Source organism: Pseudomonas sp. NPDC087598, assembly GCF_044743525.1.
In the GTDB taxonomy this organism is placed as follows: domain Bacteria; phylum Pseudomonadota; class Gammaproteobacteria; order Pseudomonadales; family Pseudomonadaceae; genus Aquipseudomonas.
Map to the genome: position 1 here is coordinate 13,859 of NZ_JBIUWQ010000009.1, position 12,687 is coordinate 26,545.

A 12,687-nucleotide genomic window follows, 5' to 3' on the forward strand; every position below is an offset into this window, starting at 1 on the left:
TAAAACCAGACGCCTAAATAGATTTGGCAGCCTGGTTTGGGGCTGCTTCGCAGCCCAGCGGGAGCAAGCTCCCTCGCCACAAAGAACAATGAGATAGCAGGTTATGCACCCAACACCGAACGAATCATCTGCAACAGCGCTTCGGGGCTATAGGGTTTGCCTAAGAGATGCGTGTCGGGACTGAGTTGGTGATTGCGCGAAATGATGTCGCGGGTGTGCCCGGAGGTGAACAGCACCGCCACCGGTGGCGACTGGACCTTGGCCCACGCCGCCAGATCGGAGCTCTTGATCAGCCCCGGCATGACCACGTCGGTGAAAATCAGGTCAATTTCAGCGCCCTCCAGCAGCATCTGCATCGCCGCGTCGCCATTGCCGGCAGTCAACACGCGATAGCCTTCTTCGCGCAGCAATTCCACCGCCGAGGCGCGCACCGCATCGTTGTCCTCGACCACCAGAATCGTTTCGTGACCACCACGCTGCTGCGGGTCGATGCTCGGCGACTCATCAACGATCGCACGCAGGCTGCGCGGAAAGTACAACTGCACCCGCGTCCCCTCGCCCACGGTGCTGTCGATCTCGACATGCCCGCCACTCTGTTTGACAAAACCGAAGACCATGCTCAAGCCAAGCCCGGTGCCCTGGCCGTCAGCCTTGGTGGTGAAGAATGGTTCGAATACCTGTTCGAGCATCTGCGGCGGGATGCCCGCGCCGGTATCGCTGACCGCGACGCGGACAAACTCTCCCGGGAGAATCCCTTTGCCGATGCAGAACTCGCGGTCGAGCCTTACGTTGGACGCGCTGAGCCCGATGGTGCCCTCGCCCTTCATCGCATCGCGGGCATTGATAGCCAAGTTGAGAATGGCGTTTTCCAGTTGATTGCGGTCGACGTTGATGTGCCACGGCTCGTGCGGCAACTGCACGTCGATCTGAATGGTTTCACCCAGCGCCCGCTGCAACAACTCACCGACGCCCTCAAAGATCTGCCGAGGATTGCACACCGCCGGCGACAGCGGCTGGCGACGGGCGAACGCGAGCAATTGCGACGACAACTTGGCCCCACGCTCGACCGCCGCCAGCGAGGCGCTGACTCGCCGCTGCACGTTGGCGTTGTCGCGCTCATGGCGCGCCAGCAAATGCAGGTTGCCGGCGATCACTTGCAGCAGGTTATTGAAGTCATGGGCCACGCCACCGGTGAGCCCGCCAATCGCTTCAAGCTTCTGCGATTGGCGTAATTGCTCCTCGGCGGCCAGTCGCGCCTCGACTTCATCGGCCACTCGCTGCTCAAGGTTGCGGGTGAATTTCAGCAGGGATTCTTCGGCGTTCTTGCGTTCATGGATGTCGATCAAGACGCCCGGGAAACGCAAGGCTTCGCCGCGTTCGTTGAACTCGCAGCCGCCGCTGGCCAGTACCCACAGGTAACTGCCATCGCTGCGCAGGACCCGGTATTCGGCGTTATACGGCTCGCCGGTCTGCACGCAATGGGCGACGCGTTCCTGAACCCAGGCGCGGTCATCGGGATGAATGCGCGATTCGGCAATGTGCTGCGCCAGGTTGCTCAGATCATGTTCCGGCGGATAGGAAAACGTGCGGGCAAAACGCTCATCCGCCGACAGCACATTGTTCTTCACGTCCCAGACGAACGAGCCGAGCAAGGCCCCGGCATTCAACGCCAGCCGCACGCGCTCGTTGTCCGCGCGATAAGCCTCCTCGGCGGCCTGGCGCAAACGCTCGGAACGCATGAACTCGGTGGTTTCCACCACCATCGCCATGACCCCGGACGGACGGCCGTCATCGCCAGCCACGGGGCTGTAATACAGATCCATCCAGACGTCTTCGGGAACGCCGTCGCGCAACAGCACCAGTTCCTTGTTGCGATAGGACAAGGTGCCGCCGGCCAGACAGGTATCCACCACATGTCGGTTGAACTCGGCGACTTCCGGCCAGCCCAGCTCCACCGGAGAGCCGAGCAGATACGGATGACGACCACCGGCGAATTCCGAGTAGGCATCGTTGTAGATCATGTAACCGGCATGCCCCCAGAGCATCACCATCGGCAGCGGCGAGGCAAGCATCATCTGCACCGTGCTGCACAGACTGGCCGGCCAGTCCCGCAACGGACCGAGTGCGGTGGCGCTCCAGTCGAATGCACAAATGCGTCCGGCCATTTCGCCTTTCCAGCCGCCACAGCCGTGGCTATCAGATAAAAACTGCATCGACTGACTCAGTGTCCTGTGGTGGTTGCCCGATAAACCGTGACGCCCAAAACGACGCAACGCCCGTGTGTTTCGAGCGTTGCCGAGCGCATTGGTTTCATTAGAGGTATAGCCGATTTCGCACTGTCTGGAACTCAGACCCCGATCAGGTGCTTGAGCGGATGGTAGCCAGTTTTCATCTTCGCGGCGACGTCCAGAATCGCCTTTTCGATGCCGTTGAGATGCATGCAGGTCAACTCGATGGCGGCGCTCTGATTACCGGCCTCGATGTACTCGATCAGACGCAGGTGTTCATCGTCGCGACAGGCTTCGTGGCTGTCGTCATCCAGCGCGGCGGCGTACAGCGAGGCACGGGAAATCAGCTTCTGAAACCAGTCGAGCAGCACCGGGTTGTTGAGGCTGCGAGCGAGTTTGATATGGAACTCGCCGAGCAGATGAATCAGCCGTTCGTGATCCCCTGCCGCGTGCGCCTCGTCTTCCAGCAGCAGGTGTTCACGCAAGTCCTGCATCGCGGCGGTGTCCTTGCGCCGGCACAGTTCGGTGACGATGCCGATCTCGATCAGCCGTCGGGTTTCGAACAGCGAGCGGATCTCTTCGTTGCTCGGCAGCGACACCGATGCACCTTTATTGGGCTCGGTGGTGACCAGTCCATCGGCCTCCAATTGCTTGAGCGCGGCGCGCACCGACGTGCGGCTGACATTGAACAGCTCCGCCAGCGATGCCTCGCCCAACTTCATCCCCGGGCGCAACGAGCGCTTGCTGATCGCCTCGTAAACCCCTTGGTAGACGCGGTCGACCGTGGTTTCCAGTTTCTTTTCGGTCATTCGAAAGCTCCTTTAGCGTCGGGCAACCAGCCCCTGGCGATGCATGGCCATGGAAAAAGGGGGTTGCACACGCAGATTAATCCGGGTATTTCTAAATTGCATTCAGATATTGCATACAATAATTAGAGGATTGCACCATTATGGGTCAACCAATAGCAATTGAAGTGCGTAACGTTTCCAAACGGTACTCTGATGATCCTGGCCTCGCGCCGGCCCTCGACAATGTTTCGGTGAATATCACCGACAACGAATTCTTCACCCTGCTCGGCCCTTCTGGCTGCGGCAAAACCACCTTGTTGCGCACCATCGCCGGTTTCGAACACGTCAGTGAAGGCGAGATTCGTCTGGCCGGTGAAACGGTCAATCACCTGCCGCCGTTCAAGCGTCGGGTCAACACGGTATTCCAGAGTTACGCGCTGTTTCCGCACATGAGTGTTGCGCAGAATATCGCCTTCGGCCTCGAGATGCAGGGTCTTGAGCGCAAGTTGATTCCGGATCGCGTCAACGAAATGCTCGCGCTGGTGCAAATGGAGCATCTGGCCGGACGCAAACCGGCCGAACTGTCCGGCGGCCAACAGCAACGCGTGGCTCTGGCCCGGGCCTTGGCGCCGAAGCCGAAAGTCCTGTTGCTCGACGAACCGCTGTCGGCGCTGGACCTGAAGCTGCGCAAGGAAATGCAGGTCGAACTCAAGCGTGTGCAGATAGAAGCCGGGATCACCTTCATCTTTGTCACCCACGATCAGGAAGAAGCGCTGACCCTGTCCGATCGCATCGCGGTGATGTCCGCCGGCAAGATCCTGCAGATCGGCACGCCGACCGATATTTACGAACATCCGCAACACCGCTTTGTCGCGCAATTCATCGGCGACATCAACTTCCTCCCCGGTCACCTCAAACACGGCGAGCACAACGAAAAGCTCTTCGTGCCCAACGGCATGCCCGTGGAAATCGCCTGCCAGCCGCAGGGCTTCGACGGCAGCAGCGTGCAACTGGCGTTCCGTCCGGAGCGCTCGCAACTGGTCGATGCCAGCCAGCCGCATCACTTGCGCGGGGTGATCGAGGCGGTGTTGTACGTCGGCACCGCGACGCTGTACCAGTGCCGCTTGAACAACGACATCAAAGTCATGCTTCGCGAAAACAATGAAGGCCTGAACCGTGGCCGCGCCGTCGGCGAACGCGTTGCCGTGCACCTGCCGCCGCACGCCTGCCTGTTGATGGAGGCCTGAGATGAGCGTCAGCAGCACTTCCCCCGCTCTCAACCGTGCGCTGTTGCTCAGCCCGGTGGTGTTGACCCTGCTCGCCCTGATCGCGATTCCGCTGGGCATCATGGGCTACATCAGCCTGCTGCCGCGCAACACCTACGGCGGTGTCGACTGGCAGGCGCAATGGCAACTGCAAAGCTACGTGCAGCTGTTTTTCCAGGAAGGTTTCGACGGTGAACTGGAACTGAACTGGGTCTACGCTCAGGCGCTGTTGCGCTCGGTGCTGCAGGCCGGCGGCACCACGCTGTTGTGTTTCCTCTTCGGATTTCCGGTGGCGTTGTGGATGTCGAGCCTGACCCCACGCCGACGCAACCTGATGGTCTTGCTGATCACCATTCCGTTCTGGACCAACCTGCTGATCCGCAACTACGCGTGGCTGATCATCCTTCGCGAACAGGGCTGGGTCGCACAAAGCCTCAACGCGCTGTTCCCCGGCGCCGGTGGCATCACCCTGCTCTACAACGACTTCGCCGTCAGCGTCGGGCTGGTATACAGCTTCCTGCCGTTCATGATTCTGCCGATCTACTCGACCCTGGAAAAACTCGACTGGCGTCTGGTCGAAGCCGCGTATGACCTCGGTGCCAATCGCTGGCATGCGCTGCGGCGGATCATCCTGCCGCTGTCGATGCCCGGCGTGATTGCCGGTGCGCTGCTGGTGTTCGTGCCGAGCCTTGGTGCGTTCATCACCCCGGCGATTCTCGGCGGCGGCAAGACGTTGATGATCGGCAACCTGATCCAGCAGCAGTTCGGCACCGCGCGCAACTGGCCGCTGGGCAGCTCGCTGTCGTTCCTGTTGCTGGCGATTCTGCTGGTGTCGCTGGTGCTCTACGCGCTCTACAGCCGCAGCGCGGCGAAGCAGCTCAATCGAGGAGCGAAAGCATGATTTCCCTGCACCTGAAAAAACTCCCGGCGACCCGCGAAATCAGCCTGTTGATCCTCGCCTATCTGTACCTGCCGATCCTCGTATTGATCGTCTACAGCTTCAACGCCAATCGCTCGGCGACAGTGTGGACGGAGTTTTCGTTCGCCTGGTACGGGCGGATTATGGCCAACCCGTCGATCCAGACGGCGGCATTGAATTCGCTCATCGTTGCGACCATCGCCACAGTCTGCGCCACGGCCATCGCGCTGCTGGCGGCACTGGCGACGTACCGGCCGTTCTACGGACAGAAAATGGTCGAGGGCGGGATCAACCTGCCGCTGATCCTGCCGGAGATCGTCACCGCAGTGGCGACGCTGCTGCTGTTCATGGCGCTGGGGATCAAGCTCGGTTTGCTGACGGTGATCGTTGCGCACATCGGCTTCTGCATTCCTTTCGCGTATCTGCCGATTCGTGCGCGACTCAACGATCTGGACAAGAGCCTGCTGGAAGCGGCGAACGATCTGTACGCCAATCCGTGGCAGGTGTTCCGCCGCGTGACCTTGCCACTGCTGTGGCCGGCGGTGTTGTCCGGTGCGGTGCTGGCGTTCGTGGTCAGCCTCGACGATTTCATCATGACCTTCTTCGTCGCCGGCCCCGGTTCGACGACGTTGCCGGTGTACATCTTCTCGGCAATCAAGGCTGGCGTGACCCCGGAGATCAATGCGATCTCGACGCTGATGCTGGTGATTTCCATCGTGCTGGTGGTGCTGGCCTTCTGGCTGGGCCAACGCGGCAAACAACAATAAACCTGGAGCGCTCTGTTCATGAACATCAAAAACATGCGTTTGGCTGTGTCCGGTCTGGCCCTCAGTTATTTCACCGCGTTCAGCGCTCACGCCGCCGAGCCCAAGCAATTGTTCTTCTACAACTGGACCGATTACTACCCGGTGGACCTGCTGGCCAAGTTCGAAAAGGAGACCGGGATCAAGGTCACCATGGATGGCTACGACAGCAACGAAACCCTGCTCGCCAAGTTGCAGGCCGGCGGCGCCGCGTATGACGTGATCGTGCCGTCGCAGTCGATCATGCAGACGCTGATCAAGCAGGATCTGCTGATGGAGATCGACACGCCGAGCCTGAGCAATTTCCAGTACGTCAAAGGACCATTCCGCGACCCGAGTTTCGACCCCGGCCGCAAGTTTTCGGCACCGTATCTGTGGGGCACCACCGGGTTCTCCTACGACAGTGCGCGGGTCCCGGGGGGCAAACTGGATGATTCGTGGAAAGAGTTCTTCGAACCGCGCAAAGAGCTGCAAGGCCAACTCGCCGCGCTCGACACCTCCAGCAGCGTGATCAACGCCGCCAGCCATTATCTGAACGTCGACGAATGCAGCGAAAACCCGCAGGACGCCAAGCGCATTCTCGAACTGCTGCAAAAGCAGAAACCGTTCCTGAAGATGTACAGCTCGGACAACACCGTCGACCGCATGGCCTCGGGCGAAGTGATCATGATGCAGAACTGGAACGGCTCGACCGCCCGGGCGACGTTGCAGAAGAGCACGATCAAGTACGTCTATCCGCGTGAAGGCCTGGCGATGTTCCAGGACAACTTCGCCGTGCCGAAAAGCGCGCCGCACCCGGGCAACGCGAAGATCTTCATCGACTGGATGATGAAGCCGGAAAACGCCGCGGCTGTGTCCAATGCCATCGCCTATGCCAACGGGATTCAGAGCGACCAGTTGCTCGATGCGAAATGGAAAGTCATGGACGCCATCAACATGCCCGACGAATACGCCTCGCGCCTGCGCCCGGAGAAGGAATGCAGCAACAAGGCGCGCGAGCTGCAGGACCGGATCTGGTCGAAGCTCAAGGGTTGATCCGAGACCGAGGTGCGGCCTTCGCGAGCAGGCTCGCTCCCACAGGGGATTTTGGTTGCCCACACATTTTGAGTTCAACACATGGACCCATGTGGGAGCGAGCCTGCTCGCGAAGAGGCCCGCCCGGCCAACACATAATTCAAAGACCTGAATGAGGTTTGTATGACCCAGCCACACTGGCTACGCAACGTACGCCCCTACGGCGCCCCCGCCGAAGACCTGCTGATCGAAAACGGCCGCTTCACTCAACGCCGCCCAGCCTCCAACGCGCCGCTGACAGCCACCGACATCGACGGCCAGAACCAACTGCTCACCGCCCCTTTGGTGGAAAGCCACGTCCATCTCGACAAGACCCTCTACGGCCAACCCTGGCGCCCGAACAGCGCCGGCCCGACGCTCAAGGACTACATCAGCAACGAACGCCGCATTCTCCGTGAAGTAACAGCACCGATCGCCGAACGCGCCGGCGCGCTGCTGGAAAACTGCATCGCCCGTGGCTCGCTGACCATGCGCTGCCACGTCGACATCGATCCGGAATTTGGCCTGCGCCATGTCGAGGCCATGCAGCAATTGCGCGAGCGCTACCAAGACCTGATTGATCTGCAACTGGTGGTGTTCCCGCAGACCGGGCTGATCAGTCGTCCCGGCACCGCCGAACTGATGCGCGAAGCGATGGCGCTGGGCGTGGAAAACGTCGGTGGGCTCGACCCGTGTGGCATCGACAACGATCCCATCGCACAGCTGGATTTCGTCTTCAAACTGGCGGCTGAATTTGGCCGTGGCGTCGACATTCACCTGCATGACAAAGGTGAACTGGGCCTGTGGCAGATCGCGCGGATTGCCGATTACACCGAGCGCTTCAACCTGCAAAACCGGGTGATGATCAGCCATGCCTACTGCCTGGGCATGTTGCCGTGGAGTCAGGTCAAACCGCTGGCTGAACGTCTGGCGGCGCTGGGGATTTCGCTGATGAGTTCCGCCCCGGCCGATTGCGCCGTTCCACCGTTTCTGGCGTTGCGCGAGGTCGGCGTCAACGTTTGTCTCGGTTCCGACGGCATTCGCGATGCGTGGTCGCCGATGGGCAATGGCGACATGCTTGAGCGGGCGATGTTGCTGGCGTTTCGTTTTGACTTGGGCAAGGACGAAGAACTGGCGGCGGCGTTTGCAGCAGCCACGGTCAACGGTGCCCGGGCGTTGGGTATCGAGGGATATGGTTTCGACATCGGTGGGCCTGCGGATTTCCTGCTGATGCCCGTCGAGACGCTCGGTGAGGTGGTGGTGACGCGGCCACTGCGTCAGGTTTATCGCGGCGGTGAGCTGATCGCCAGCGGTGGCCGTTTGCTGGAAAGCCGTCTGTGAAACGCATCGGCCTGAAAGCCACTTGCGTGGTCGGCTTCGACGGCACCCGACATGTGCTGTGGCGTGACGGTGAAGTGGTGTTTTGCGGGGCGCGGATCGAGTTTGTCGGGCGCGGATATGCAGGGCCAGTGGATCAATGGATCGATTACGGCAACGCGCTGATCGGCCCCGGTTTCATTGACCTGGACGCCCTCGGCGACCTCGATTCCACGGTACTCACCCTCGACAACGGCGATGAGTGCGCCATGGGCCGCATGTGGTCGGCGGAGTATCTGGCCCGTGGGCCGCGCGAGACGTTCAGCGCGGACGAAGAAGTCTTCAAATATCGCTACGCCTTCACCCAATTGATCCGCAACGGCATCACCACGGCCATGCCGATCACCTCGATGTACTACCGCGAGTGGGCGGAAACCTACGACGAATTTGCCGCCGTTGCCGGGGTTGCTGGCGAACTCGGACTGCGCACTTATCTGGGCCCCTGCTACATGAGCGGCATGAGTTACTGGCATTCCGACGGCAGCCTCGGCCATCACTGGGATGAGGCGCGTGGATTGGCCGGACTCGATGCTGCCGAACGATTTTTCAAGAATTTCGACGGCGCGCACAACGGTTTGATTCGCGGTGCATTGCTGCCCGATCGGATTCAGACCTGCACCCCGGCGTTGCTGCAACGCACTGCCGCGTTGAGCCGGGAACTGAATGCGCCGATGCGCCTGCATTGCTGTCAGGCGCTCAGCGAAGTGACGATGGTCGAACAGTTGCGCGGCGCCACACCGCTGGCCTGGTTGCAACAACTGGACTTGCTCACACCGCGCAGCCTGTTACCCCACGGTATCTACACCGCGGGCGCCGACGACCTGCAACGCGTCATCGACGGCGGCGCCAGTCTGGTGCATTGCCCACTGGTATTCGCCCGTGACGGCGAGGCGCTGAACTCGTTCGGGCGCTATCGGGCCAAAGGCATCAACTTCGCCCTCGGCACCGACACCTGGCCGGCAGACCTGCTGGAAAACATGCGTCACGGCCTGAACATTGCGCGGTTGATGGAGGGCGGTTCTTCGCTGACCAGCAGCCTCGACCTGTACAACGCCGCCACCCTCGGTGGCGCGCAGGCATTGGGGCGTGCTGACCTCGGACGTCTGGCCCCCGGCGCCAAAGCCGACATCACCGTGTTCAATCTGCGCGGCCTGCATCTGGGGCCACTGTTCGATCCACTGAAAAACCTGCTGCTGGCCGGGCGCGGCGATGACTGCATCGCCAGTTACATCGACGGTCGCTGCGTGATGCACGACGGCCAGGTCAGCGGCGTCGACTACTCCGCCCTGCAACGCCAGGCCCAACGCCAATACGAAAAACTGCTGCGCAGCCACAGCGACCGGACCTTTGCCCGACCGGACTGGAAAACCCTGTTCCAGCCGGCCATTCCGTTCGCCGATGACTACAGCGCCGAAGCGCCGTTGAGCGCAATCGATCCCCTTTTTTAGAGAGTTCTGCCATGCACAGTTTCGACTTCAGCCAACTCAGCCCACGGGAAAAATACAAAATCCTGATCGGCAGCGTCGTCCCTCGACCGATTGCCTTGGTCACCACCATTGATGGCGAAGGCCGGGTCAATGCCGCGCCATTCAGCTTCTTCAACGCGTTGTCGGCAGACCCGCCGATCCTCGCGCTGGGCGTGGAGAATTACGGCGATCAGAGCCCGAAAGACACCACGCGCAATATCCAGTTGAATCAGGAATTCACCGTCAACATTGTCAGCGACGCGCTGGTGGAAGCGATGAACGTCTGCGCCGTGCCGTTCGCGCCGGGCTTCGATGAGCTGACCGCTGCGGGTCTGACGGCGATCCCCGGCACCACGGTCAAATGCCCGCGCATCGGTGAAGCACCGGTAGCACTGGAGTGCCGACGGATGATGGCGCTGAACATCGGTCAGTCACGGGAGATTATTTTTGGCGAGGTGTTGATGGCGCATGTGCGCGATGAGTTGATCGACCCGAAGACGCTGTACATCGATCAATTGGGCCTGGATGCCATCGGGCGCATGGGTGGCCATGGTTATGCACGAACACGCGACTACTTCGATTTGCCGACCCGCTCATTGCAAGCGTGGACGGAAGCGCCGGGCGGTGGCGAACGGTTTTGGCCTGCCACCAAATAAACCGGTATTGCGAAAACCTGTGGCGAGGGAGCTTGCTCCCGCTCGGCTGCGCAGCAGTCGTAAACCCAAACGACGCGGTGAATCAGACTCAACCGCGCCGTCGGATTTGGGGCCGCTTCGCAGCCCGGCGGGAGCAAGCTCCCTCGCCACAAAGGCATCACTGCCTCAAGGTTTCAGTCCGTGCCGTATTTCGGCGAACGCGGCCCATACAGCAGGCCCGCTGGATGCCCGGCCGACAGCAGGCGATTGCTCGCCACACCGGCAATCGGATAACCGGCATCAGTGGAGCTGTTGATGATCTGCTTCACCGCCGCCGTGATCAGCATGCCGATCAGGCCGCCGCCACCGTTGTTGTTACCCTCTTCGCTCGACGCTCGCGCCGAACCGGTCCACAGCGTCGTGCCGGTTTTCAGGTCAACCAGTTTCGCCGTCGCCGTCACCGCCGTTTCGCTGCTGATCACCATGTAACGCGTACCGTATTCGGTCACGGTGATGTACAGCGCAGCGTCGGCGCCGAAGATTTCCTTCAGCTTGTTCGCCGGTGCCTGATGGATGTCATCCGGGGTGGTCAGGCCGTTCTGGCGGAACGTCTCGTCAACCAACGTGATCGGCAACACGTAGTAACCGGCCTCGGCCAGCGGGAACGTCACCTGCGACAACAGGCTGTACGACGCCTTGACGTCCGGCGAGGTGTTCAGCGGTGGCAGCACCAGAATGGACTTCGGACGCGCTTGTTTGTACGCCGAATAGTCCACGGTTTTCGGTGCGACACAGCCACCGAGAACGGTCAGCGCCAGGCCAGCGGCCAGCAGCTTCAGGGTGCGGGAGATCATTGCGCGTCTCCGGTCTTGGCGTTTTTCAGCAGAAAGTCCATGTACGTCCCGGACTCAGGAAACAAGGTCTTTTCGGTGCGCAACTGCTGCACCATCTGATCGTCCTTGCCCATGCTCAGGTACAGCAGCGCGAGATGTGCGTGGTAACCCGGCGGAACGGCTTTGCCACTGGCGCGGATCTTTTGCAGATCGGCTTCCAGCGCTTCGGCCTGAGCTTCTTTTGGCGTTTCGCTTTTGAAGTATTCGTAAACCTGCGGCTGGTAGCCTTCCCACTGGTACAGGGTTTGCGGGCTGCTGCAACCGGCCAGCAAGGCGCTGGCGGCCAGCGTCAGGGCCAGCAGCGACCGCGACAAAATCGAATTCATGGTGTGTTGCTCCTTGCAAAGGGGGGCTTTCAGTTGCCCGGTTTCCAGGCACCGGCGTTCAAGCCATCGACCAGACGATTGATCGCCTCGCGCATGGCCAGATCGAGGACTTTGCCGTTGAGGGTCGAATCGTAGGCAGCGGTGCCGCCGAAGCCGATGATTTCGCGGTTGGACAAGGCGTACTCGCCGGCGCCCTGGGTCGAATACACCACTTCGGAAGTGCTGATATTGACGATGTTCAGGTTGACCTTGGCGTAGGCCACCTGGGTCTTGCCGCGACCAAGAATGCCGAACAACTGGTGATCGCCGGTCTCTTTGCGGCCGAACTCGGTGACGTCACCGGTGACCACGTAATCGGCGCCTTTGAGACGCTGGGCCTGGCCCTTGATCGCCGCTTCCTGCTGGATTTCGCCCATGTTGTCGCGATCCAGTACCGAGAAACGGTTGGTCTGTTGCAGGTGGGTGATCAGGATGGTCTTGGCCTGACCGCCGAGACGATCGACACCATCGGAGAAGATCCCGCGCATGTAGCTCGAGCGGTTGTCGAACTTGCCCACGGCCATTGGCACGCGCACGCCGGTCCAGACTTGCGTGGCGCTTTCCACCTTGGCCACCGGCAATGCGCGGGAGCTTTCGGTGGCGCAGCCGGAAAGCGTGGTGGCCAGCGTGCCGAGCACGGCGATGGCAACGCCTGAGACCAACATCCGGGAGATCATTCTCACTGAATATTCCTTCTTGAAAAACGGTGTGTCCCGGCGTGATAAATCGCTGGGGAGCGGAAAAGGGGCGGCATTATGACAAAGTGCCATCATTGAAGACAGGTTTTTTTGGCGTCAGCAATTTGGCCCTGATTGGTCGTACACAAATCCACTGTGGGAGCGAGCCTGCTCGCGAAAGCGGTGCATCAGACAAAAATCTTTGACTGATAAATTGC

At 60.7% G+C, this 12,687-nt stretch carries 12 protein-coding genes; 7 read left to right on the forward strand and 5 right to left on the reverse strand.

What is annotated here, in order from left to right:
• Positions 1–101 precede the first annotated feature (101 nt).
• Together ACIOWE_RS07325 and ACIOWE_RS07330 are read right to left on the reverse strand one after the other, a co-directional pair.
• The gene (locus ACIOWE_RS07325; protein WP_401389201.1) at positions 102–2,213 is read right to left on the reverse strand and encodes an ATP-binding protein; all 2,112 of its coding nucleotides are present in this window, start codon (positions 2,211–2,213) and stop codon (positions 102–104) included.
• Positions 2,214–2,347: 134 nt separating this feature from the next.
• Positions 2,348–3,037: a GntR family transcriptional regulator gene (locus tag ACIOWE_RS07330; protein WP_007969663.1), complete on the reverse strand. Its 690-nt coding sequence runs from the start codon at positions 3,035–3,037 to the stop codon at positions 2,348–2,350.
• A gap of 140 nt (positions 3,038–3,177) precedes the next feature.
• Between ACIOWE_RS07330 and ACIOWE_RS07335 the strand changes: the two genes are divergently transcribed.
• From ACIOWE_RS07335 to ACIOWE_RS07365, 7 genes are all read left to right on the forward strand, one after another.
• Positions 3,178–4,263: an ABC transporter ATP-binding protein gene (locus ACIOWE_RS07335; RefSeq protein WP_401389205.1), complete on the forward strand. Its 1,086-nt coding sequence runs from the start codon at positions 3,178–3,180 to the stop codon at positions 4,261–4,263.
• Between the two features lies 1 nt (position 4,264).
• A complete protein-coding gene (locus tag ACIOWE_RS07340) occupies positions 4,265–5,182 on the forward strand; it encodes an ABC transporter permease (RefSeq protein ID WP_201238471.1) in 918 nt (305 codons plus the stop codon).
• Positions 5,179–5,967: an ABC transporter permease gene (locus ACIOWE_RS07345; protein ID WP_401389209.1), complete on the forward strand. Its 789-nt coding sequence runs from the start codon at positions 5,179–5,181 to the stop codon at positions 5,965–5,967. Before ACIOWE_RS07340 ends, ACIOWE_RS07345 begins: the two co-directional genes overlap by 4 nt.
• Positions 5,968–5,985: 18 nt before the next feature.
• On the forward strand, positions 5,986–7,038 hold the full coding sequence (locus ACIOWE_RS07350; RefSeq protein ID WP_401389212.1) for an extracellular solute-binding protein: 1,053 nt from the start codon (positions 5,986–5,988) through the stop codon (positions 7,036–7,038).
• A 162-nt stretch (positions 7,039–7,200) separates the two neighbouring features.
• Positions 7,201–8,397, forward strand: coding sequence for an amidohydrolase family protein (locus tag ACIOWE_RS07355; RefSeq protein ID WP_401389215.1), 1,197 nt, complete (start codon positions 7,201–7,203; stop codon positions 8,395–8,397).
• Positions 8,394–9,881: an amidohydrolase family protein gene (locus ACIOWE_RS07360; RefSeq protein WP_401389218.1), complete on the forward strand. Its 1,488-nt coding sequence runs from the start codon at positions 8,394–8,396 to the stop codon at positions 9,879–9,881. Before ACIOWE_RS07355 ends, ACIOWE_RS07360 begins: the two co-directional genes overlap by 4 nt.
• Positions 9,882–9,892: 11 nt before the next feature.
• The gene (locus tag ACIOWE_RS07365) at positions 9,893–10,555 is read left to right on the forward strand and encodes a flavin reductase family protein (RefSeq protein ID WP_401389221.1); all 663 of its coding nucleotides are present in this window, start codon (positions 9,893–9,895) and stop codon (positions 10,553–10,555) included.
• A 173-nt stretch (positions 10,556–10,728) separates the two neighbouring features.
• Here ACIOWE_RS07365 and ACIOWE_RS07370 read toward each other — a convergent pair whose 3' ends face one another.
• From ACIOWE_RS07370 to ACIOWE_RS07380, 3 genes are read right to left on the reverse strand one after another with little or no spacing between them, the layout of a single operon-like run.
• Entirely contained in the window at positions 10,729–11,388 is a 660-nt protein-coding gene (locus ACIOWE_RS07370; RefSeq protein ID WP_201238477.1) for a DUF799 domain-containing protein, read from the reverse strand.
• Positions 11,385–11,753 (reverse strand): DUF4810 domain-containing protein, encoded by a 369-nt coding sequence (locus ACIOWE_RS07375; protein ID WP_201238478.1) that lies wholly within the window; start codon positions 11,751–11,753, stop codon positions 11,385–11,387. Before ACIOWE_RS07375 ends, ACIOWE_RS07370 begins: the two co-directional genes overlap by 4 nt.
• A gap of 29 nt (positions 11,754–11,782) precedes the next feature.
• Positions 11,783–12,469 carry a CsgG/HfaB family protein gene (locus ACIOWE_RS07380; protein WP_401389434.1) on the reverse strand — a complete coding sequence of 229 codons (687 nt, stop codon included), beginning with the start codon at positions 12,467–12,469 and terminating at the stop codon, positions 11,783–11,785.
• Positions 12,470–12,687 lie beyond the last annotated feature (218 nt).

What these genes read in the sequence shown, in the direction of transcription:
- ACIOWE_RS07325 (WP_401389201.1), bottom strand. Translation starts at nt 2,213, where the DNA reads ATGCAGTTTTTATCTGATAGCCACGGCTGTGGCGGCTGGAAAGGCGAA.
- ACIOWE_RS07330 (WP_007969663.1), bottom strand. Translation starts at nt 3,037, where the DNA reads ATGACCGAAAAGAAACTGGAAACCACGGTCGACCGCGTCTACCAAGGG.
- ACIOWE_RS07335 (WP_401389205.1), top strand. Translation starts at nt 3,178, where the DNA reads ATGGGTCAACCAATAGCAATTGAAGTGCGTAACGTTTCCAAACGGTAC.
- ACIOWE_RS07340 (WP_201238471.1), top strand. Translation starts at nt 4,265, where the DNA reads ATGAGCGTCAGCAGCACTTCCCCCGCTCTCAACCGTGCGCTGTTGCTC.
- ACIOWE_RS07345 (WP_401389209.1), top strand. Translation starts at nt 5,179, where the DNA reads ATGATTTCCCTGCACCTGAAAAAACTCCCGGCGACCCGCGAAATCAGC.
- ACIOWE_RS07350 (WP_401389212.1), top strand. Translation starts at nt 5,986, where the DNA reads ATGAACATCAAAAACATGCGTTTGGCTGTGTCCGGTCTGGCCCTCAGT.
- ACIOWE_RS07355 (WP_401389215.1), top strand. Translation starts at nt 7,201, where the DNA reads ATGACCCAGCCACACTGGCTACGCAACGTACGCCCCTACGGCGCCCCC.
- ACIOWE_RS07365 (WP_401389221.1), top strand. Translation starts at nt 9,893, where the DNA reads ATGCACAGTTTCGACTTCAGCCAACTCAGCCCACGGGAAAAATACAAA.
- ACIOWE_RS07370 (WP_201238477.1), bottom strand. Translation starts at nt 11,388, where the DNA reads ATGATCTCCCGCACCCTGAAGCTGCTGGCCGCTGGCCTGGCGCTGACC.
- ACIOWE_RS07375 (WP_201238478.1), bottom strand. Translation starts at nt 11,753, where the DNA reads ATGAATTCGATTTTGTCGCGGTCGCTGCTGGCCCTGACGCTGGCCGCC.
- ACIOWE_RS07380 (WP_401389434.1), bottom strand. Translation starts at nt 12,469, where the DNA reads ATGATCTCCCGGATGTTGGTCTCAGGCGTTGCCATCGCCGTGCTCGGC.